Raw genomic sequence first — 19,493 nt, 5'->3', positions numbered from 1 at the left:
ACAGGCGACAGCGGAAAACACCCCGGGCGAGCTCAGATCCGCACGACGATCTGCAGGCCCGGATTCGCGTTGCGCACAGTCAGCGTGCCCCCGTGCGCCTCGGCAACCAGCCGGCACAGGTACATGCCCAGGCCGACGCCGCCGGTGGCCCGAGCCCGTGCCCCGTCGGTCCGGTAGAAGGGCTCGGTAAGCCGCCCGAGCTGCGCTTCGTCGACGCCCGGGCCGTGGTCTCGCACCTCGAGTTCGACGCCTTGCGCGTTGCCGTCCACCACTGCGCGCAGCGACAGGCACGGCGGCCGGGGCGCCTCGGTGCTGTAGCGCAGGGCGTTGTCCAGCAGGTTGCGCACCAGGAGGCGGATGCGCATGCGGTCGATCGAATGCGGCGGCAGGCCTTCCGCAAGGTCGAGGTGCACGTTCTCCGCGCCGGGCATCTCGGCCACGATCTGCCGCACGAACGTCGCAAGGTCGACCGGTTCTCGCTGTAGCGCCGCATGCGGGCTCGCCAAGCGCTCGCTTTCGAGCAGGTCGCTGATCAGGTCGCGCATCTCGTTGAGGTCGCGCAGCAGCGCTTCGCGCTCGGCCTGGCCCTCGGGCGTGGCAGGCAGCAGCTCGGCATTGAGACGGGCGCGCGTGAGCGGCGAGCGCAACTCGTGGCTCAGCGCCAGCAAGAGGCCGCGCTTGGCATCGAGCATCGCCTGGATGTCGTCGGCCATGGTGTTGATGCGCTGCGCGAGGTCGCCCAGGTCGTCGTTGCGGCGCACCGGAATCGGCTGGGTGAACTCGCCGCGGCCGAAGCGCTGCGCGCCTTCGCGGATGTCGATCAGCGGCCGCAGCAGGCGGCTCACATAGGCGTAGCCCAGCAGCACGCACGACAGCAGCAGGCCCAATGTGGCCCAGCCGGTCGCACGCGGCGCGAGCTGCCAGAGCTTGGGCGCCCAGCCGAAGATGACGCGGTGGCCGTCGGCCGTCGGGCGGATGAACCACTTGTCACCGCCGAGCACATCCTCGCGATCGTGCATCCAGCCGCCGGGGCTGTGCGACCCGCCCGGGTTGGAATCCCAGTTGACCGTGGGCCCGACGATGCGGATGGTGATCGGCAGCCGGGCCACCAGCGCCTGCGCGCGCGCCACGTCGGGCGGCGTGCCGATTTCGGCGACGAGCCGGTCGGCATAGTCCACCAGCATCGGCTTCGCCGCCTCGGCCCAGCCGGTGGAGAAGGCCTTCTTCATGCCGCCCATGAAGACGCCGGCCATTACCACCGCCAGCAGCACGAACATCATCACCAGGCGAACGCGCAGCGACCGGCGCCAGCGGCGCTTGCCCTGCACCTTCTCGTGCCACTGGGCGTGCCATTGCCTGCGCATTTCCGCGCGGCGGCAGGCCATTTCGCGCCACGCTTCGCGGTGGTCTCTTCCGCCGAATCTCATGCAGGCTCGCTGCGTGCAACGGCCAGCGCGTAGCCGGCATTGCGCAGCGTCTTGATGCAATCCAGCGGCTCCAGCTTCTTGCGCAGGCGGCTCACCACGATGTCGACCGCGCGGGTGTAGAGCTCGGCCTCGTGGCCGCGCAGGCGGTTCAGGATGTCGTCGCGGCTGAAGACCTTGCCGGGCTCGGCCGCCAGCAGCGCGAGCAGTTCGAACTCGGTGCCGGTGAGCTCGATGCGCTCGCCATGGCGCAGCACCTGGCGCCGGTCGAGATCGATGGAGAGGCCGTCGAACACGCGCAGCTGCGTGCCGTTGTTGCCGTTGCCATTCGTCGTGGCTGGCGTGCTGCGCTGGCGCCGCAGGATGGTCTGCACCCGCGCCACCAGTTCGCGCGGCTCGAAGGGCTTGGGCACGTAGTCGTCGGCGCCGAGCTCCAGGCCGACCACGCGGTCCATCACCTCGCCGCGGGCGGTGAGCATCACGATGGGGATGTCGCTTTCCTTGCGGATCTCGCGGCACAGCGCAAAGCCGTCCATCTCGGGCAGCATCACATCGAGGATGGCCGCGTCGTACTGGCCGGCGCGCAGCATGGCGAGCCCTGCGCTCGGGCGCACGGCGCTTTCGAGCGTGCAACCGAAGCGTGCGAAGTAGGTGGTCAGCGGCGCGGCGAGATGTTCGTCGTCGTCGATCAGCAGGATGCGCGGCATGGCGGGATTGTGCCTCCTGGCAAACATGTGGCGGATGACTTCGCTCACCATCAGACCGGTCGGCATCGCACCGCCAACGTCGGGATCAGGATCACCATGGATCGGCACGGCCGATGCGGCCCAGGTGCGTGAGGCCGAAACCCGAGGCGTACTTGAGTCCGTAGCCGAGTGCGCGGTCCAGGCCGATGTGGGTGAACCAGATCAGCGCGCCAGCCACGGCCCACGGCATGACCGCGAGCACACCGAGCACGAGCAGCGCGACGGGTCCGAGGTACGAGTGCGCCGCGTTGTAGAGCGCCGCGCCGACGCGCGGACCTGCGAGGTAGCCCAGCAGCGAGAGGTCGGGCACGAGCAGCCAGAGCGCGAACACGCCCCAGCCGAGACCGAACTGCGTGTAGGCAGCCAACGCGGCGGCCAGCACGAACGCACCTTCGAGCCGCAGCAGGGTGCGAACGCCGCCCGCGGCCGCGTTCGATGCGTCAGCCGCGGGCGCAGCCCGCGTCACCCATGAAACAGCTGCCGGAGCACGCCGTGTCACGAGTCCGCGCGCGGAGACCGACTCAGCCATGACGGCTCCAGCGACGTCCGCCGCGGTCCATGAAGTCGCGCACCTTCTGTTGCTGCGCGGCGTTCAGGCTGTCGTAGAAGTCGGCAGCGGCGGCGATGATTTCAGGGCTGCCGTTGCGCACCGCAGTCGTCTTCTCGTCGATGAGCCGCGTGGCACCCGCCTGATCGAGCTTGTTGCCCGCGAACAGCGCCTTGAACTGCGAACGCGGATCCCCCGCGCCACCCGCGCCGCGCAAGGCTTCGCGCTGCGCCTGCAGCTTCTCGGCCAGCACGGTGAGCTTCTGCTTTTGCGAGGTGTCGAGTTCGAGCTTGCTGCCCACGCGCTCGACCATCTTGCTGCGGAACTCGGCGCTGTCGCCGCCCCAGCCGTGGCGTTGGCCTGCACAGCCGGCGATGCTGCCAGCCACCATCGCCGCGCCGGCGAAACCGAAGAGAGTGCGTTTGATCCAGTGTTTCATGAGACGTCCTTGTGTTGTCGGAAGAAGAGGAAGCTCGATGGTGCGATTTGCGCGCTCCGAAGTCCTCTCACCGCGGTTTCGGCGTGTTTCGTTTTATTGCGACACGCGAGGCCACAGCGCGATGACTCTTGCTCAGAGCTTGCTGCTGTTGTTGCGTGCGGCTTCGGCGCGTGCGTCGACGGGGTTTTGCATCGTCGAGACGACCTTGCTGTTCACGCGCGAGCCGGAGGTCACGTTCTGGTCCGGGGCGGCGGCGGTGCGCACGGCTTCGGCGACGACACGGGCGCGGTCGGTCGAGACCGCCACAGTTTCCGGGCCGCGCGAGCCGCGCACGATGTTCTGGTCCGGCGCCGACGCGGTGCGCACGGCTTCCGCGCTGACCTCGGCGCGGCTCTTGGCCGATACCGCAGGCTGCACGCCTTCGTAGCTCTCGGCCTTGGCGCCTGCTGCGGCGAGCATGACGAACGAGCCGACGGTGATGATCTGAGTCAGGGAGAGGGACTTCATGGTGCAAACCTTTCAGGGGGTGTTGAGGAGCCCTGATCGTGCTTGCAGAGGCGCGGCAAGTCCTTTCACCGCGGTTTCGGCGTGTTTCGTTTTATTGCGACGCTATTGCTTTCGCAGTAACCCGAGCAACGCGGCCAGTGCGGCGCAGGGCGCGAGCAGTGCCCAGAAGCCCGCATGCGCATAGCCCAGGCCGCCGGCCAGCGAGCCCACCGCGAACGCTGCGATCGGTGGCCAGGCCTTGCGCACACGCCCTGCGGCCGCGTCTGTGGCAGGTGCGCGCACGGCCATGTCGACGAGGTCCATCACGAGCTGCGTGACATTGCCGGTCATCACCGTGCTGGGCGTCAGCCGCGCGAAGACGCTGCGCGCGGCGGTGTTCTGGATCGACATGGTCAGCACGCCCACCAGCCCGACCGCGATGGCCGACACGCCATTGCCGCTCACGAACGGGCCGGCCCACACGCCGGCCACCATGAAGGCCAAGAGAAAGAGCAACTGCGTGGCCATCAACGGCACTGCGGTGTCGAGCCCGCGGCGCTCGCGGCGCAGCTGGAATATCCGCGTGGCGGCCACGCCGAGCACGAACATCGGCAGGGCCAGCAGCTTGCCGACCACGCCCGAATGCGCGCTGCCCGCCATGGCCGCACCGATCAGCACGAAGTTGCCGGTGACATGCGCAGTGAAGAGCCCGAACAGCGCCACGAAGCCAAGGGTGTCGACGAAGCCGCCCGTGAAGGCGAGCAACATGCCGCGCCACGCGCTGTCGGGCGGGTTCTCCGCGGCGGGCGCTCGGGCAGAGGTTGCAGGGGTGGCGTTCGTCATTCCCGCAACCTCCCGCCGCGCATCAGCCCGCGAGGGCCGTGGCAGGGTCGTCGGACTCGAGGATGCCCTTGGCCCACGCCTCGAGCTTGCTGGTGTCCGCGCGCAGCACTTCCTGTTTCACGGCGAGGATGCGCGACGGATGCATCGAGAAGCTGCGCAATCCCAGCCCGAGCAGCAAGCGGGTGAAGGCCACATCGCCCGCCATTTCGCCGCATACGGCCACGCCCTTGCCCTGGCGGCGGCACTCGGCGATGGTGTCGGCCACCAGCTTGAGCACCGCGGGGTGCGCGGGGTCGTAGAGGTGTGCCACCGACTCGTCGGCCCGGTCGATCGCCAGCGTGTACTGGATCAGGTCGTTGGTGCCGATCGACAGGAAATCGAAGTGCTTCAGGAAGAGCTTGAGCGTGAGCGCGGCGGCCGGAATCTCGATCATGGCGCCGAGCTTCACGGGGCCGTACACCGCGCCGCGGTTGTCCAGTTCCACACGTGCAAAGTCGATCAACGAGAGCGTCTGGCGAATTTCGCTCGCGTGCGCGAGCATGGGAATCAGCAGGTGGATCTCGCCGTGCGCCGCAGCGCGCAGGATGGCGCGCAACTGCGTGAGGAACATCGCCGGATCGGCCAGGCTCCAGCGGATGGCGCGCAGGCCGAGCGCGGGGTTCAGGTGCTCCTGCTTGCTGCCGGACTTGCTCTCCAACTGCTTGTCGGCGCCCACGTCGATGGTGCGGATCGTGACCGGCATGCCCTGCATGCCCTCGACCGCGCGCTTGTAGGCCTGATATTGCTCTTCCTCGTCGGGCAGGCGGGTCTGGCGCGCCGACGACTCGCGGCCCATGAAGAGGAATTCGCTGCGGAACAAACCCACGCCCACCGCGCCGGCCTTGACGGCGCCCACGGTGTCCTCGGGCATCTCGATGTTGGCGAGCAGCTCGACGCGCTGGCCGTCGAGCGTGACCGCAGGCTTGTGGCGCAGCCGCGCTAGCCGGCCGCGTTCGAGGTCGCCCTGGCGCTGCTTGAAGCCGTACTCGGCCAGGATGATCGGCGAGGGGTCGATGATCATCACGCCGGCGTCGCCGTCGATGATGACCCAGTCGTCCTGGCGCACCAGCTGGCTCGCGGTGCGCGCGCCGACGATGGCCGGAATGTCCATGCTGCGCGCGACGATGGCCGTGTGCGAGGTGCGCCCGCCCACGTCGGTCACGAAGCCCGCGAACACGCTCTTCTTGAACTGGAGCATGTCGGCCGGCGAGAGATCGTGCGCGATCAGCACCAGCGGCACATCGATGCCGTCGCCCGCGGTGGGGTCGTCGTCCTCGTCGTGGGAGGTGGCGCGCTTGCGGCGCGGCGGGCTGGGCGCGAGCACCGCAGCCGTGCCCTTCATGCGGTGCAGGAGGCGTTCGACCACCTGTTCGAGGTCGGCCTTGCGCTCGCGCAGGTACTCGTCCTCCATCTCGTCGAACTGGCGCGCGATGATTTCCAGCTGCGTGGTCAGCGCCCATTCGGCGTTGTAGAGCCGGTCGGTGATCCAGTGCTTGACGCCGCCGGTGAGGGCCTCGTCCTGCAGCAGCATCTGGTGCACTTCGAGCAGCGCGGCAAGCTCGTGCGGCGCGTCGTTCGGGCCCATCTGCGCGACGCTGGTCTGCAGCTTGGCGAGTTCGTCGGCGACGGCGTTGCGCGCGGTACGCACGCGGTCGATCTCGGTCTCTATCTCTTCGGGCTTGATGAAGTAGTGGGCGACATCGATGCGGCTCGACACCACCAGCACCGCGCGGCCGATGGCAATGCCACGGGCGACAGGGAGGCCGTGGACTGCGAAGGTCATCGCTTCAGACCCTCCGTCCGCCGCGAGCGCGAAGCGAAAGCGAATTCGGAAGATGCCGTCGAACCGGCTTTGCTGGGCGACTGGCATCGCCCCCTGAAAGGGGGTTGGCGTTTACACGAAGTGAAAAAGCCTGGGGGTGAGCCATTTCATTCGCCTTCGCCGAACTTGTCGTCCATCAACTGGACGATGGCGTTCATCGCTTCTTCTTCCTGCTGGCCGTTGGTCTCGAGCTCGACCGTGGAGCCCAGGCCCGCGGCCAGCATCATGACGCCCATGATGCTCTTGGCATTGATGCGGCGGTCGCCGCGCGAGAGCCACACCTCGCAGGGGTAGCTGCCTGCGAGCTTGGTCAGCTTGGCCGATGCGCGTGCATGCAGGCCCAGCTTATTGCTGATGGTCACGGATTTCTTGATCACTGTGCTTTCTTTTTGCCTGGTTCTGGGGAGCCGCCACCGCCACCTGCATGACGCCCGCGGTGCCACCCGCAATGGCGCGCTGCACCAGCGTGTCGAGCGGTTCGTGGCGGTAGGTGACGGCGCGCAGCAGCATCGGCAGGTTGACGCCCGCCACCAGCTTCGAATGAACGCCGTCCACCAGCTTCTGCGCCACGTTGCAGGGCGTGGCGCCGAACACGTCGGCCAGCACCAGCACTTGCGAACGCGGGGCGCGCAGCTGCTGCGCGAGCGTGATGCGTGCGGCGGCCAGCGTTTCCTCGGGCGACACGTTGGGCAGCACGTCGAGCGCGACGACAGCCTGCTCGCAGTCGGGAAACACATGCAGCGCGCACTGCCGCAGCGCCTGCGCGAACGGTGAGTGGGCGATGATGAGGATGCTGTTCATGCGGCTCGGAGGACGACGCGTCGATTATGCGGGGGCGCCCAGGGGAAGTAGAGATAAGACATAACGCATCAGCCCGCGAAAAAACGGACATTGCCGCCGTTCACGGGAGGCGCAGGCCTTCGAAGAAGGTCTTGGACGCCTCGGGAGACGAAGGCCTGCCGAGCACGGTGGCCTGATAAAGCGCCACGGTGCCGTCTTTTTGCGATTGGGCGAACCAGAGCACCTGGACAGGGGCGGCGCCCTGCTGCTGCTGCGGCAGGGCCTCGAGCCGCACCGGTCCGGGCATTGCGGTCGCACGCTGCAGGGCTGCAGGGGCTTCCGTCACCTTCGCCTCGCCCAGTTGGCTGCGCGTGGCCGCGCGCCACGCATTGAGCCAGGCCTCCGCCTGCGCCGGACCGTCGGCAGAGGCATGGGCAATGGCGAACGTCGCGCCGCCGGTCTCGCAGCCGGCCATGTCGACCTGCACGGACTCGGCACCCAGGGGCAGCGCGCGGTTCGCGCGGTCGGGCTTGCAGGGCAGGAGCGCGACCAGGCCCGCATCGGCGATCGACACCTCGCGCCAGTTGAAGGTGGGGCTGCAGGCGGCGAGGAAGACGGCCGCAGCTGTCAGCGCAAACCAGGGACGGGGGGCGAACGACGGCATGGGGGAGCGATTATCGAGCCACAGGATGCGGTATAGGCCCGCGGCCAGCACCAACCTGCGGGCGGAACTAGAATCGCCCCGCCCTTCTCCCCCCCGCTGCCATGAAAAAATACATCGCTGCCACCGCCGTCGCTCTTGCATTGGCCGTCGGCGTGGGCGTGTACCTCGGCTCCGGCAACACGGCCGCCCCGGCTTCGACCTTCGTGCTGCTGGACGGCACCCAGAAGACCACCGCCGACCTGAAGGGCAAGGTCACCCTGGTCAACTTCTGGGCCACCAGCTGCGTGACCTGCGTCGGCGAGATGCCCAAGGTCATCGCGACCTACGACAAGTACAAGTCCAAGGGTTACGACACGCTGGCGGTGGCCATGAGCTACGACCCGCCCAGCTACGTCGTCAACTTCGCCGAAACCCGCAAGCTTCCGTTCAAGGTGGCGATCGACAACACCGGCAGCGTGGCACAGGCCTGGGGCGACGTGAAGCTCACGCCGACCACCTACCTCGTGAACAAGCGGGGCGAGATCGTGAAGCGCTATGTAGGCGAGCCCGACTTTGCCGAGTTGCACAAGCTCATCGAGAAGCTGCTGGCCGAGGCCTGAAGCCGCTCCCAACGAAAAAAGGCGCTACCTGGTAGCGCCTTTTGTTTTTTGCAGCCGCCCTTACTGATTGCGGAAGCTGTCGTGGCAGGCCTTGCAGCTCGCGCCGGTCGGGCCGAACTGGGCCTTGAGCGCATCGATGTTGCCTGCCTTGGCGGCGACCGCCAGCTTGCCGGTCTCCTCGATCAGCTTCTGCTGGCGCTCCTTGAACTTGGCGTCTTCCTTCCAGACTTCGGGCTTGGCCTTGCCGCCCTCGGTGCCTGGGCCGAAGGCGGTCCAGGGCAGCTTCGCCATCTCTGCCACCACCTCGGCGTTGGCGGCGGCAGCTGCCGCATCGTAGGGAACCCGGCCGTTGGCCATGGCGCCCAGGCGGCCGAAATGCTGGCTCATCACGAACAGTGCGCTCTGGCGGTACTTGATGGCGTCTTCGGGCTTGGCGAACTGGGCCGCGGCGGGCAGGGACATCGCAGCGCAGACGGCTGCAAGGGCGAACGAGGCAAGTCGGATCATCGTGGGTCCTTGTTGGGGGTGGGCAACGCCGTCGAACGCGGCGCTGCGGCCGAGTGTAGGGGCGGACCATGTCGCGCGCATAGCGACAACCCGAAGCAACCTGCGACCCGGACTTTGATAATCTGCGCCTTCCGCAGCCTCGCGCGTCCCCGCGCACCCTTCGATGACCGACTCCTCCGCGGCCGCCCTCCAGGCGGCGGACCGCACCGCCGCCCGCACCCGCGTCTGGGACCTGCCGACGCGTCTTTTTCACTGGACACTGGCCATCGCCGTGCTCGGCCTGATCGGCACCGGCCTGAACGGCATCATGGAATGGCACATCCGCCTCGGCTACACAGTGCTTGCGCTGCTGCTGTTCCGGCTGCTCTGGGGCTTCGTGGGCGGGCGCTGGTCGCGCTTCGCGGCGTTCATCTATGCGCCGGGTTCGGTCGTCAACTACCTGCGCGGGCGGGCGCATCCGGATCACCTGATCGGGCACACGCCGCTGGGGGCGCTGTCGGTGTTCGCGGTGCTGGCGATCCTCGCATTCCAGGTCGCCACCGGACTCATGGCCGACGACGAAATCTCCGCCTCCGGACCGCTCACACGCTTCGTCTCGGGTGCGGTCGTGAGCTTCGCCACGGGCTGGCACAAGGCGCAGGGCAAGTGGATCGTGATCGTCCTCGTGAGCCTGCATGTGCTGGCCGTGCTGTTCTATGTGCTGGTCAAGCGGCATCGCCTGGTGCGGCCGATGGTCTCGGGCGACAAGCTGGTCTCGAGCGCGAACGGCCAGGTCGCCGAAAGCCGTGACGACGCGGCTTCGCGCGGACTGGCGCTGGTCTTGTTCGTGTTGTGCGCGGGCGTGGCGTACTGGGTGGCGTCGTTGCGCGCATGAGCTCTTCGGTTTCTCGCCCTTTGCCGCTGGCGGACACGCCGGTCGTCGTGCTGCTCACGCCCGATGAAGCCCACGAGATCGACGCCGCGCGCGCGATCTTTCGCGACTATGCCGGCTCGCTGGACATCGACCTGGGCTTCCAGGATTTCGACGGCGAATTGGCCGGCCTGCCCGGCGAGTACGCCGAGCCGCGTGGCACGCTGCTGCTGGCGCTTGTGGACCCGGCGAACATCAAGGAAGAAGCGGGCCGGCAGGCCCCGACGCTGCAGCGTGCCGATGGTTCGCTGGCGCACGTGGCTGGCTGCTGCGCCCTGCGTCCGCTCGACAACGCGGACTATGCGAATGCGGCGGAAATGAAGCGGCTGTTCGTGCGGCCCGGCTTCCGCGGCCTCGGGCTGGGCCGGCAGCTGGCCGAGGCGATCCTCGATGCCGCACGCGCCGCCGGCTACGGGTGCGTGCTGCTCGACACCCTGGACGACATGGAATCGGCGCGGGCACTCTACGAAGATTTGGGCTTCGTGGAAGTGCCGCCCTACTATCACAACCCCATCGCCGGGGCGCACTACCTCAAGGCAGATCTCTGATCGATCAGCCGCGGGCTTGCGCGAGCAGCGTGTCCGCGTCGCTGACTTCGAACTTGCCCGGTGCCTCGACGTTGAGCGTCGCGACCTTGCCGTCCTTCACGAGCATCGAATAGCGATTGCTGCGCAGGCCCATGCCGCGGCCCGTCAGGTCGAGCGTGAGGCCGGTGGCCTTGGCGAAATCGGCGCTGCCGTCGGCCAGCATGCGCACCTTGGCGCCGGTCTTCTGGTCGCGCGCCCAGGCGCCCATCACGAAGGCGTCGTTCACGCTCACGCACCAGATCTCGTCCACGCCGGCGGCCTTGAAGTCATCGAAGTGCTGCACGTAGCCCGGCACGTGCTTGGCCGAGCAGGTGGGCGTGAAGGCGCCCGGCAGCGCGAACAGCGCGATGGTCTTGCCGGCCGAAGCCTTGCTCACGTCCACGGCGTTCGGACCGATGCTGCAGCCTTCGCCCTCGACTTCGGAATATTCCTGCAGGGTGGCCGAAGGAAGGGTGTCACCGACTTTGATCATTGAATGCTCCTGAAAATGAAAAACGGCCCACATTGTGGGCCGTTTCCGGTTGAGTCGTCGGACTCGAAGATCAGACCAGCACGGCCTTCTCGACCAAGCGGGTCACAACCCAGTTCTTGGTCTTCGAGATCGGACGGCTTTCCGTGATCTCGATGGTGTCGCCCAGCTTGTACTCGCCCTTTTCGTCATGGGCGTGGTACTTGCTCGTCTTGGCCACGATCTTGCCGTAGAGCTCGTGCTTCACACGGCGCTCGACCAGCACGGTCACGGTCTTGGCACGCTTGTCGCTGACCACCTTGCCGATCAAGGTGCGCTTGAGGGATTTTTTAGCTTCCGTCATGTTCACTCCTTACTTGGCGGCTTGGGCTTCTTGCTGCTTCTGCGCAAGAATGGTCTTGGCGCGCGCGATGTCGCGGCGCGTCACGCGCAGCGTCGAGGTGTTCGACAGCTGTTGCGTGGCTTTCTGCATGCGCAGGCCGAAATGGGCCTTTTGCAGGTCTTTGACTTCGGCTTGCAGCGCTGCGACGTCCTTCGTGCGCAGGGTTGCAGCCTTGGTCACCTTGGCCGGAGCCGCGGTTTCTTTTTTCTTACGTGTTGCCATCAGTGTTCTCCTCTCAGGCGCCGAGCTGGCGAGCGACGAAGGTCGTACGCAGCGGAAGCTTGGCGGCCGCCAGGCGGAACGCTTCGCGGGCGAGTTCTTCGGGCACGCCGACGATCTCGAACACGATCTTGCCAGGCTGGATTTCAGCGACGTAGTACTCGGGGTTGCCCTTGCCGTTACCCATCCGAACTTCGGCGGGCTTGGTAGAGATCGGCTTGTCCGGGAACACGCGGATCCAGATACGGCCACCGCGCTTCACGTGACGCGAAATCGCGCGACGAGCGGCTTCGATCTGGCGCGCCGTAAGGCGGCCGCGGTCGGTGCATTTGAGACCGAAGTCACCGAAGGCAACCGAGTTGCCCCGGGTTGCGATGCCGGTGTTGCGGCCCTTTTGTTCCTTGCGGAACTTTCTGCGTGCAGGTTGCAGCATTTTTTAATACTCCGTAGTTCTAAGACCGATCACTCGGTCTTGGCACCGTCAGCTGCTGCAGCTGGCGCGGCTTTGCGGACGCGCTTAACGGCGGGTTTCGAGTCTGCACCGGCGCCGCCGGTTGCTTCTGCGGGCTTGTCGCTGCCATCGGCCGGGGCGGTGTTGCCACCGATCGGGCCACGGGCACCGGCGCGCGGGCCGGGACCACGACGATCCGAACCCGGACGGTCGCCACCCGGGCGGCCATCACGGCGCGGACCGCGCGGACGACGTTCTTCTTCAGGACGCGGCGTTTCGACGGCCGGCAGGTCATTGCGACCCAGCGTGTCGCCCTTGTAGACCCAGACCTTGACGCCGATGACGCCGTACGTGGTCTTGGCTTCCGAGGTGCCGTAGTCGATGTCGGCGCGCAGGGTGTGAAGCGGCACGCGGCCTTCGCGGTACCACTCGGTACGTGCGATCTCGATGCCGTTCAGGCGGCCAGCCGACATGATCTTGATGCCCAGGGCACCCAGACGCATGGCGTTCTGCATGGCGCGCTTCATGGCGCGGCGGAACATGATCCGCTTTTCGAGCTGCTGCGTGATGCTGTCGGCGATCAGTTGCGCATCGATTTCAGGCTTGCGCACTTCTTCGATGTTGACCGCAACCGGCACGCCGAGCTGCTTGCCCAGTTCGCGCTTGAGGTTCTCGATGTCTTCGCCCTTTTTGCCGATCACGACGCCCGGACGTGCCGAGTAGATCGTGATGCGAGCGTTCTTGGCGGGACGTTCGATCATGACGCGCGAAACCGAAGCGTTCTTCAGCTTCTTCTTCAGGTATTCGCGGACCTTGATGTCTTCGGCCAGCATGCCCGCGAAATCGCGGTCGCTTGCGTACCAGCGGCTGGACCAGTTACGGGTGACCGCAAGGCGGAACCCGGTTGGGTGGATTTTCTGTCCCATATTTCTTCCAGGCCTTCTTAGTTGCCAACCGTCACGTACACATGGCACGTGGGCTTGCTGATGCGATTGCCGCGACCCTTGGCCCGCGCCGTGAAGCGCTTGAGCGTTGCACCTTGCTCGACGTAGATGGTCTTGACCTTCAGCTCGTCGATGTCGGCACCGTCGTTGTGCTCGGCGTTGGCAATTGCCGACTCGAGCACCTTCTTGATGATCACAGCGGCCTTTTTCTGCGTGAACTGCAGAACGTTGAGCGCTTGATCGACCTTCTTGCCGCGAATGAGGTCCGCGACCAGACGGCCCTTGTCGACCGACAGGCGGACACCGCGGAGGACTGCACGTGTTTCAGACATGGTCGTTCCTTACTTCTTCTGGACTTTTTTGTCCGCGGGGTGCCCCTTGAACGTGCGCGTGAGCGCAAATTCGCCGAGCTTGTGGCCGACCATCTGGTCGGTGATGTACACAGGCACGTGTTGCTTGCCGTTGTGCACGGCGATGGTCAAACCGATGAACTCGGGCAGAACCATCGAACGACGCGACCAGGTCTTGATCGGCTTCTTGTCCTTGGTCGTCACGGCCTTGTCGGCCTTGGCCACCAGGTGGTGGTCGACGAAAGGACCCTTTTTGAGAGAGCGAGTCATGGGCTATCCCTTACTTCTTGCGACGCGACACGATGAAGACCTGCGTGCGCTTGTTGTTACGGGTGCGATAGCCCTTGGTCAGGTTGCCCCATGGGTCGACAGGGTGGCGGCCTTCGCCAGTCTTGCCTTCGCCACCACCGTGCGGGTGGTCGACCGGGTTCATCACCACACCGCGAACGGTCGGGCGAATACCCATGTGACGCTTCACACCGGCCTTGCCGAGTTGGCGCAGGCTGTGCTCTTCGTTGGCCACTTCGCCGATGGTTGCGCGGCATTCGATGTGGATGCGACGCACCTCACCCGAGCGCATGCGGACCTGGGCGTAGACGCCTTCGCGAGCCAGCAGCGTGGCCGACGTACCGGCCGAACGCGCGATCTGCGCGCCCTTGCCGGGTTGCAGTTCGATGCAGTGGATCGTCGAGCCGACCGGGATGTTGCGGATCGGCAGGGTGTTGCCGGCGCGGATCGGGGCTTCGGCGCCCGACAGCAGCGTTGCACCAGCTTCCAGACCGCGCGGGGCGATGATGTAGCGGCGCTCGCCGTCGGCGTAGCAGACCAGAGCGATGTGGGCGGTGCGGTTCGGGTCGTACTCGATGCGTTCGACCTTGGCCGGGATGCCGTCCTTGTTGCGCACGAAGTCGACAATGCGGTAGTGGTGCTTGGCACCACCGCCACGATGGCGGATCGTGATGTGACCGTTGTTGTTACGGCCGGCCTTCTGGAACTGGGGTTCCAGCAGGGCTGCGTGAGGAGCACCCTTGTGCAGGTGGTCACGCGAAATCTTCACCGCGCCGCGTTGGCCCGGCGAAGTGGGTTTCATCTTGATGACGGCCATGATTAAGCGCCTTCCCCGACGAGGTTGAGCTCTTGACCGGGCTTGAGCGTCACATAGGCCTTGCGAACGTTGTCGCGGCGGCCGATGGACTTGCCAAAGCGCTTGGTCTTGCCCTTGGTGTTGAGCACCGACACGCCCTGGACTTCGACCTTGAACATCAGTTCGACAGCGGCCTTGATCTCGGGCTTGGTGGCGTCTTGCAGCACCTTGAAAGTGACAGCGTTCGACTTCTCGCCGACCATCGTTGCCTTTTCGGACACGATCGGGGCGACCAGCACCGCCATCAGGCGGCCTTCTTCGAACGTACGTTCAGCGGCGGTAGGGTTCACGCGGCTCATGCGAACATCTCCTTGAGCTTGTCGACGGCACCCTTGGTGACCAGCACCTTCTTGTAGTGAACCAGCGACACCGGATCGGCGTAACGGGGTTCGACCACGAGGATGTTGACCAGATTGCGCGAGGCAAGGTACAGGTTTTCGTCGACTTCTTCGGCGATCACGAGCACGGACTCGAGATTCATTGCCTTGAAACGGGCTGCCAGCGGCTTCGTCTTGGGCGAATCCACGGTCAGCGAATCGACCACGGCCAGACGGCCTTCGCGAGCGAGCTGCGAGAAGATGGCGGCCATGCCGGCGCGGTACATCTTCTTGTTGATCTTCTGCGAGAAGTTTTCGTCAGGCATGTTCGGGAAAATCCGGCCACCCCCGCGCCACAGCGGCGAGGACGTCATACCGGCACGGGCGCGGCCCGTTCCCTTTTGCTTGAAAGGCTTCTTGGTCGAGTGCTTGACCTGCTCGCGGTCCTTCTGGGCGCGGGTGCCTTGGCGGGCATTGGCCTGGAATGCAACGACGATCTGGTGAACCAGGTCTTCGTTGTAGTCACGGCCGAACACGGTCTCGGGGGCGTCGTACTTCGACGCGGCCTGGCCTTGTTCGTTCAGGAGTTCGAGTTGCATTACTTCGCTCCTTCAGCCGCTTGCGGCTTGGCCTTGATGGCGGGACGCACGGTGACGAAGCCACCCTTCGAACCCGGGATCGCGCCCTTGATGAGCAGCAGTTGACGCGCTTCGTCGATGCGGAACACGTCGAGGTTTTGCGTGGTCTTGGTCACATCGCCGAGGTGACCCGTCATGCGCTTGCCGGGGAACACGCGACCGGGGTCTTGTGCCATGCCGATCGAGCCGGGAACGTTGTGCGAACGGCTGTTACCGTGCGACGCGCGTTGCGACTTCATGTTGTGGCGCTTGATAGTGCCTGCGAAACCCTTGCCGATGGAGGTGCCCTGCACGTCCACCTTCTGGCCCACGGAAAACACGCTGCCAGCCGTGATCACGCCGCCAGCCTTGTGCTGACCTGCGGTTTCTGCGGTAACGCGGAATTCCTGGATGATTTCACCAGCTTCGACACCCGCCTTGGCGAGGTGGCCGGCTTCGGGCTTGGTCACGCGCGATGCTTTGCGCGAACCGAACGTCACTTGCAGGGCGACGTAGCCATCGGTCTCTTGGGACTTGATCTGGGTCACACGGTTGTTGGACACATCCACCACCGTGACAGGAACTGCGTCCCCGTCATCGGTGAAGAGACGCATCATCCCCACCTTGCGGCCCAGCAACCCGAGGGAGTTGCTCAGACTCATTTGTTTTCTCCAAAAATGGAAGCTCCCTTCGCCGCTGCCACTTCAATTGGCGACAGCGTTTGGCTGGTTGCCCAGCCTGCGGAAGGAGGTTGATAAATCTCTGCTCGAACTACACCCCTACGGACGCACCAAGGGCAGAGCCAGCGATTATAGCCCGCGATGCGGGCACCGTGCAAGCGGAGTTGCGGGCCGGATTCTCAGGGGCGATCCGGCCCTTGTCGCCTGTTTTCCTGCCTATTTGGCAGGCATCGTGATGATGTTTTCCCCGTCCGGCGTGGATTTCAGCTCACCGGACGACTTCATGACCGGGGCCACTGTGCCAGTCTGGACGGGAATGGAAATGGCACTCACGGCGCCCTTTTGCGTGATGAAGACATTGAGGTATGCAAGACCTTCTCGCTCACTCACCACGGTGACAGTCGCGGAAGTCCGCTTTGCCGTCGGCAGCGCCAGGGTGTCGGCTCCCGAGACCGTCAATCCCGCGTCTGCACCGAAACGCACTGTCGCGCCCTCCGGGTCGGTCACGCCATCGAACTGCAGTACGACGGGCGTGCCGCGGCCCACCTGCGGTACGGCGTCCAGCCGGTACTGCAGCGTTACGCCGGAGTCGTTCGGCTTGCGCACAGCAGTCGTCATGGGCGCCGCACGATGCGCACCGGATTTGGCATGGCGCGCACCCGGTACGCCATCTGCCACCGCCGGTGCCGACAACGCCGCCAGAGCGAGCCATGCCATGGAAATCATCGAGCCCGATCGGATGTTCATGACAAGCCTCTCTATTGAATGGAGACGTTGAAGCACGTCTTTGGGCCGGAGTTGTTGAGGTCGCTGACCGCCAGAACGTAATCGCCGGCGCCAAGGCTGACCTTGTTGCTCGACCGATTGACCAGGCCGCCCCGGAAAATGTCGAAATCGGGATTGGACCCCGTGGGGCCGCCATTGATCGTGAACTGGTAATCGCGGTTCGCCGGCGCGGTGAATCGGAGGTAGGCGAAGCTTCCAAGCTTGTTGCCATTGCCTGCGACGCTGGAAACGCATGCCTGGGTTGCCACCGGAACCGTGGCCGCTGCGGCATACATCGGCAACACGCCCGAAACCGCCGGTGCACCCCCGTTGTTCGTTTCCTGGTCGCCATAAGGATCGTTGGCCGCCGTGCTGATGTTCTGTCCGGCGAGCAAGCCGTTCAGCGCCGAAGCGCTTCCCGGTGTCGTCGTATTGAACGCCGCGGCGAAAGGATGGATCGACGTGACGGGCGCGCCACTGCGGAACAGGATGCCGGTCATCGCGTCGTGAATCGGCTTGAAGCCGACCTGCTGGTTGAGATTCCAGAAGATGGACTGGATCGAACCCTCCCGGTACCAGCCCGGATTGCTTGCCGGTCCCACCGAAAGATTCACATTGCCACCCCCGCCCTGCTGGGCGCCCATCGAATCCACATAGTTGCTCCGCCCGAGCGCGATGCCCGACCAGCCGTTGCCCCATCCCTCGGAAAACGCGAGCCGGCGGTCGACCCGATCGTCCAGAGAATGGGAGCCACCCGGCGAATCGTCCCGGCTGAAGGCCGACTGGTAGTAGTGGCCCCATTCATGCGCAATCACTGGCGAATCGTATTCGTCGGTGTCGACGTTTTCCTTGCCCAGAACATAGATCTCCCGACCGGTGCTCCGGTTGATGAAGAAGGTGGTGCCAATCTGCCCCGCCGCGATGCTGCCCCCGGCCGGCGCATTGTTGGGGCTCCAGAACATGCGCAGCACCGGGAATGTCGTTGCCGGTGCAACCGACAGCACTTTCTGCATCGCCGTGTAGACCGTGTCGAGCACAGCGAAGGGGGCCGCCACGCGCTGGCCGGTGTAGCCTGAGCCGTCCCAGCCGGATCCGGCGCGAAGATCGCGCGTCAGTGCAGCAAATCCAGACGGGAAGGCGGTCGACTGCATGGAGTACAGGGCGCTGCCCTGGGTGTTGTCGCGCACGCTGACATCCCAGGTTGGCCCGGCGCCGGTGCGGGTCAGTTGGGCCCTCACGCGCACGACGATCGTCGTGTTCGCAGGCACCGAAACCGAGTACGCCCCGTTGTCGTCGGTGGTGCTCGTCGCGAGCTGTGCGGAAGAGGTTGCATCGAGCACCTCCACCATCGCGCCGCGCACGGGCTTGGCTGTCGTTGCGGAGTAGACGAGCGGACCATTCGTGTTCGGCACGGATTCATAGGTGGCCTTGCCGGTCAAGGCGACCGGATTTGCCACCGGCAGGATCGGAAATCCGCCACCCCCACCGCCGCCGCCTCCTCCCCCACCGCAGCCCGCGAGCAATGCCGCGGTGATGCACACCGTGCTCCACTTAAAAGAGAACTTTTCAGTCATATCTTGCTGCCCTCGTTTCAGCCACGGCCGATGCTTGAAAGAATTGCCGGTGCGAGAGGATGCCATAGCCGACCGACAAAAAACGAAGCCCACCTGCATTTCTGCAGGCGGGCTTCGTCAAAACGCGACGCTGGGAGTTCTTACTGCTTACTGCAGCTTGATCTCGACGTCCACGCCAGCCGGCAGGTCGAGCTTCATCAGAGCGTCCACGGTCTTGTCGGTCGGGTCGACGATGTCCATCAGGCGCTGGTGCGTGCGGATCTCGAGCTGGTCGCGCGACGTCTTGTTGACGTGCGGCGAGCGCAGGATGTCGAAACGCTTCATGCGGGTCGGCAGGGGCACTGGGCCCTTGACGATCGCGCCGGTGCGCTTGGCGGTATCAACGATTTCAGCGGCCGATTGATCGATCAGCTTGTAATCGAACGCCTTCAGGCGGATGCGGATTTTTTGCTTGGTAGCCATGGTGTTTCCTTTGCGTCCGGCTTAGATGTCGAGGATCTTTGCCACGACGCCCGAACCCACGGTACGGCCGCCTTCACGGATGGCGAAGCGCAGGCCTTCTTCCATCGCGATCGGGTTGATCAGCTTCACAGTGATGCTGACGTTGTCGCCAGGCATGACCATTTCCTTGTCCTTGGGCAGCTCGATCGCGCCGGTCACGTCCGTCGTGCGGAAGTAGAACTGCGGACGGTAGTTGTTGAAGAACGGCGTGTGACGGCCACCTTCGTCCTTGGACAGCACATACACCTCGGCGGTGAAGTGCGTGTGCGGCTTGATCGAGCCGGGCTTGCACAGCACTTGGCCGCGCTCGACTTCTTCGCGCTTGGTGCCGCGCAGCAGCACGCCGACGTTGTCGCCAGCCTGGCCTTGATCGAGCAGCTTGCGGAACATTTCCACGCCGGTGCAGGTGGTCTTGACGGTCGGGCGGATGCCGACGATCTCGATTTCCTCGCCGACCTTGATCACGCCACGCTCGACGGCGCCGGTCACCACGGTGCCGCGACCCGAGATCGAGAACACGTCTTCGACGGGCATCAGGAACGTACCGTCCACGGCGCGCTCAGGCGTCGGGATGTAGGTGTCCAGCGCCTCGGCCAGCTTCATGATGGCTTCTTCGCCCAGCTTGCCCTTGTCGCCTTCCAGGGCGAGCTTGGCCGAGCCGTGAATGATCGGGGTGTCGTCGCCAGG

The 19,493-nt window shown here is 65.4% G+C and carries 29 protein-coding genes; 3 read left to right on the top strand and 26 right to left on the bottom strand.

All coding sequences use genetic code 11. From position 1 onward, the window contains the following. Window positions 1–32: 32 nt before the first annotated feature. The 10 genes from M2282_RS29000 to M2282_RS28955 all read right to left on the bottom strand — a co-directional run bounded on the left by M2282_RS29000 (window position 33) and on the right by M2282_RS28955 (window position 7,790). Window positions 33–1,427 (bottom strand): HAMP domain-containing sensor histidine kinase, encoded by a 1,395-nt coding sequence (locus M2282_RS29000; RefSeq protein ID WP_280812233.1) that lies wholly within the window; start codon window positions 1,425–1,427, stop codon window positions 33–35. Beyond that, window positions 1,424–2,131, bottom strand: a complete 708-nt coding sequence (locus tag M2282_RS28995; protein WP_280812232.1) for a response regulator transcription factor — start codon at window positions 2,129–2,131, stop codon at window positions 1,424–1,426. The genes M2282_RS29000 and M2282_RS28995 overlap by 4 nt, the downstream gene beginning before the upstream one ends. A gap of 91 nt (window positions 2,132–2,222) precedes the next feature. After that, a complete protein-coding gene (locus tag M2282_RS28990; protein WP_280812231.1) occupies window positions 2,223–2,699 on the bottom strand; it encodes a DUF4260 domain-containing protein in 477 nt (158 codons plus the stop codon). Next, window positions 2,692–3,156, bottom strand: coding sequence for a Spy/CpxP family protein refolding chaperone (locus M2282_RS28985; protein ID WP_280812230.1), 465 nt, complete (start codon window positions 3,154–3,156; stop codon window positions 2,692–2,694). The genes M2282_RS28990 and M2282_RS28985 overlap by 8 nt, the downstream gene beginning before the upstream one ends. 132 nt (window positions 3,157–3,288) lie before the next feature. Then, window positions 3,289–3,663, bottom strand: coding sequence for a DUF4148 domain-containing protein (locus M2282_RS28980; protein WP_280812229.1), 375 nt, complete (start codon window positions 3,661–3,663; stop codon window positions 3,289–3,291). 102 nt (window positions 3,664–3,765) lie between these two features. Next, window positions 3,766–4,485, bottom strand: a complete 720-nt coding sequence (locus tag M2282_RS28975; protein WP_280812228.1) for a YoaK family protein — start codon at window positions 4,483–4,485, stop codon at window positions 3,766–3,768. Between the two features lie 22 nt (window positions 4,486–4,507). Next, window positions 4,508–6,307: a phosphoenolpyruvate--protein phosphotransferase gene (gene ptsP, locus M2282_RS28970; RefSeq protein WP_280812227.1), complete on the bottom strand. Its 1,800-nt coding sequence runs from the start codon at window positions 6,305–6,307 to the stop codon at window positions 4,508–4,510. 146 nt (window positions 6,308–6,453) lie between these two features. Then, entirely contained in the window at window positions 6,454–6,723 is a 270-nt protein-coding gene (locus M2282_RS28965; RefSeq protein WP_013543930.1) for an HPr family phosphocarrier protein, read from the bottom strand. After that, window positions 6,692–7,147, bottom strand: coding sequence for a PTS sugar transporter subunit IIA (locus M2282_RS28960; protein ID WP_280812226.1), 456 nt, complete (start codon window positions 7,145–7,147; stop codon window positions 6,692–6,694). Before M2282_RS28960 ends, M2282_RS28965 begins: the two co-directional genes overlap by 32 nt. Window positions 7,148–7,247: 100 nt before the next feature. Further along, the gene (locus M2282_RS28955) at window positions 7,248–7,790 is read right to left on the bottom strand and encodes a hypothetical protein (RefSeq protein WP_280812225.1); all 543 of its coding nucleotides are present in this window, start codon (window positions 7,788–7,790) and stop codon (window positions 7,248–7,250) included. Window positions 7,791–7,891: 101 nt separating this feature from the next. On the opposite strand from M2282_RS28955, the gene M2282_RS28950 reads away from it, so the two are divergent. Beyond that, on the top strand, window positions 7,892–8,389 hold the full coding sequence (locus tag M2282_RS28950; protein ID WP_280812224.1) for a TlpA disulfide reductase family protein: 498 nt from the start codon (window positions 7,892–7,894) through the stop codon (window positions 8,387–8,389). Window positions 8,390–8,449: 60 nt separating this feature from the next. Here the strand turns inward: M2282_RS28950 and M2282_RS28945 are convergent, their stop codons facing one another. Further along, on the bottom strand, window positions 8,450–8,896 hold the full coding sequence (locus tag M2282_RS28945) for a c-type cytochrome (RefSeq protein ID WP_280812223.1): 447 nt from the start codon (window positions 8,894–8,896) through the stop codon (window positions 8,450–8,452). 163 nt (window positions 8,897–9,059) lie between these two features. On the opposite strand from M2282_RS28945, the gene M2282_RS28940 reads away from it, so the two are divergent. Then, a complete protein-coding gene (locus M2282_RS28940) occupies window positions 9,060–9,770 on the top strand; it encodes a cytochrome b/b6 domain-containing protein (RefSeq protein ID WP_280812222.1) in 711 nt (236 codons plus the stop codon). Continuing rightward, window positions 9,767–10,354 carry a GNAT family N-acetyltransferase gene (locus M2282_RS28935; RefSeq protein WP_280812221.1) on the top strand — a complete coding sequence of 196 codons (588 nt, stop codon included), beginning with the start codon at window positions 9,767–9,769 and terminating at the stop codon, window positions 10,352–10,354. The genes M2282_RS28940 and M2282_RS28935 overlap by 4 nt, the downstream gene beginning before the upstream one ends. A gap of 4 nt (window positions 10,355–10,358) precedes the next feature. Here M2282_RS28935 and M2282_RS28930 read toward each other — a convergent pair whose 3' ends face one another. The 15 genes from M2282_RS28930 to M2282_RS28860 all read right to left on the bottom strand — a co-directional run. Beyond that, the gene (locus tag M2282_RS28930) at window positions 10,359–10,865 is read right to left on the bottom strand and encodes a peroxiredoxin (RefSeq protein ID WP_093079077.1); all 507 of its coding nucleotides are present in this window, start codon (window positions 10,863–10,865) and stop codon (window positions 10,359–10,361) included. 70 nt (window positions 10,866–10,935) lie between these two features. Next, on the bottom strand, window positions 10,936–11,205 hold the full coding sequence (rpsQ, locus tag M2282_RS28925) for a 30S ribosomal protein S17 (RefSeq protein WP_015867662.1): 270 nt from the start codon (window positions 11,203–11,205) through the stop codon (window positions 10,936–10,938). Window positions 11,206–11,214: 9 nt separating this feature from the next. Next, window positions 11,215–11,424: a 50S ribosomal protein L29 gene (gene rpmC / locus M2282_RS28920; protein WP_280812268.1), complete on the bottom strand. Its 210-nt coding sequence runs from the start codon at window positions 11,422–11,424 to the stop codon at window positions 11,215–11,217. A gap of 55 nt (window positions 11,425–11,479) precedes the next feature. Further along, on the bottom strand, window positions 11,480–11,896 hold the full coding sequence (gene rplP, locus M2282_RS28915; protein WP_021012789.1) for a 50S ribosomal protein L16: 417 nt from the start codon (window positions 11,894–11,896) through the stop codon (window positions 11,480–11,482). Window positions 11,897–11,925: 29 nt separating this feature from the next. Then, window positions 11,926–12,840, bottom strand: a complete 915-nt coding sequence (rpsC, locus tag M2282_RS28910) for a 30S ribosomal protein S3 (RefSeq protein ID WP_093057771.1) — start codon at window positions 12,838–12,840, stop codon at window positions 11,926–11,928. Window positions 12,841–12,857: 17 nt separating this feature from the next. Next, a complete protein-coding gene (rplV, locus tag M2282_RS28905; protein ID WP_007838134.1) occupies window positions 12,858–13,190 on the bottom strand; it encodes a 50S ribosomal protein L22 in 333 nt (110 codons plus the stop codon). A 9-nt stretch (window positions 13,191–13,199) separates the two neighbouring features. After that, window positions 13,200–13,478: a 30S ribosomal protein S19 gene (gene rpsS / locus M2282_RS28900; protein WP_007838132.1), complete on the bottom strand. Its 279-nt coding sequence runs from the start codon at window positions 13,476–13,478 to the stop codon at window positions 13,200–13,202. A gap of 10 nt (window positions 13,479–13,488) precedes the next feature. Next, window positions 13,489–14,313 carry a 50S ribosomal protein L2 gene (gene rplB / locus M2282_RS28895; protein ID WP_280812220.1) on the bottom strand — a complete coding sequence of 275 codons (825 nt, stop codon included), beginning with the start codon at window positions 14,311–14,313 and terminating at the stop codon, window positions 13,489–13,491. Window positions 14,314–14,315: 2 nt separating this feature from the next. After that, a complete protein-coding gene (gene rplW / locus M2282_RS28890) occupies window positions 14,316–14,651 on the bottom strand; it encodes a 50S ribosomal protein L23 (RefSeq protein ID WP_007838129.1) in 336 nt (111 codons plus the stop codon). After that, on the bottom strand, window positions 14,648–15,268 hold the full coding sequence (rplD, locus tag M2282_RS28885) for a 50S ribosomal protein L4 (RefSeq protein ID WP_013543942.1): 621 nt from the start codon (window positions 15,266–15,268) through the stop codon (window positions 14,648–14,650). The genes rplW and rplD overlap by 4 nt, the downstream gene beginning before the upstream one ends. Next, complete coding sequence (gene rplC, locus M2282_RS28880; protein WP_280812219.1) at window positions 15,268–15,948, bottom strand: 50S ribosomal protein L3; 681 nt, start codon at window positions 15,946–15,948, stop codon at window positions 15,268–15,270. The genes rplD and rplC overlap by 1 nt, the downstream gene beginning before the upstream one ends. Before the next feature lie 234 nt (window positions 15,949–16,182). Beyond that, window positions 16,183–16,713, bottom strand: a complete 531-nt coding sequence (locus tag M2282_RS28875; protein ID WP_280812218.1) for a hypothetical protein — start codon at window positions 16,711–16,713, stop codon at window positions 16,183–16,185. 11 nt (window positions 16,714–16,724) lie between these two features. After that, a complete protein-coding gene (locus tag M2282_RS28870) occupies window positions 16,725–18,305 on the bottom strand; it encodes a hypothetical protein (RefSeq protein ID WP_280812217.1) in 1,581 nt (526 codons plus the stop codon). A 147-nt stretch (window positions 18,306–18,452) separates the two neighbouring features. Beyond that, on the bottom strand, window positions 18,453–18,767 hold the full coding sequence (rpsJ, locus tag M2282_RS28865) for a 30S ribosomal protein S10 (protein ID WP_007838118.1): 315 nt from the start codon (window positions 18,765–18,767) through the stop codon (window positions 18,453–18,455). A gap of 21 nt (window positions 18,768–18,788) precedes the next feature. Beyond that, on the bottom strand, window positions 18,789–19,493 hold a 705-nt coding region (locus M2282_RS28860), incomplete at its 5' end, for an EF-Tu/IF-2/RF-3 family GTPase (protein WP_280812216.1).

It is taken from the genome of Variovorax boronicumulans (assembly GCF_029892485.1).
Lineage (GTDB): Bacteria > Pseudomonadota > Gammaproteobacteria > Burkholderiales > Burkholderiaceae_C > Variovorax > Variovorax boronicumulans_B.
This window is presented reverse-complemented; position numbering and strand designations above follow the sequence as displayed.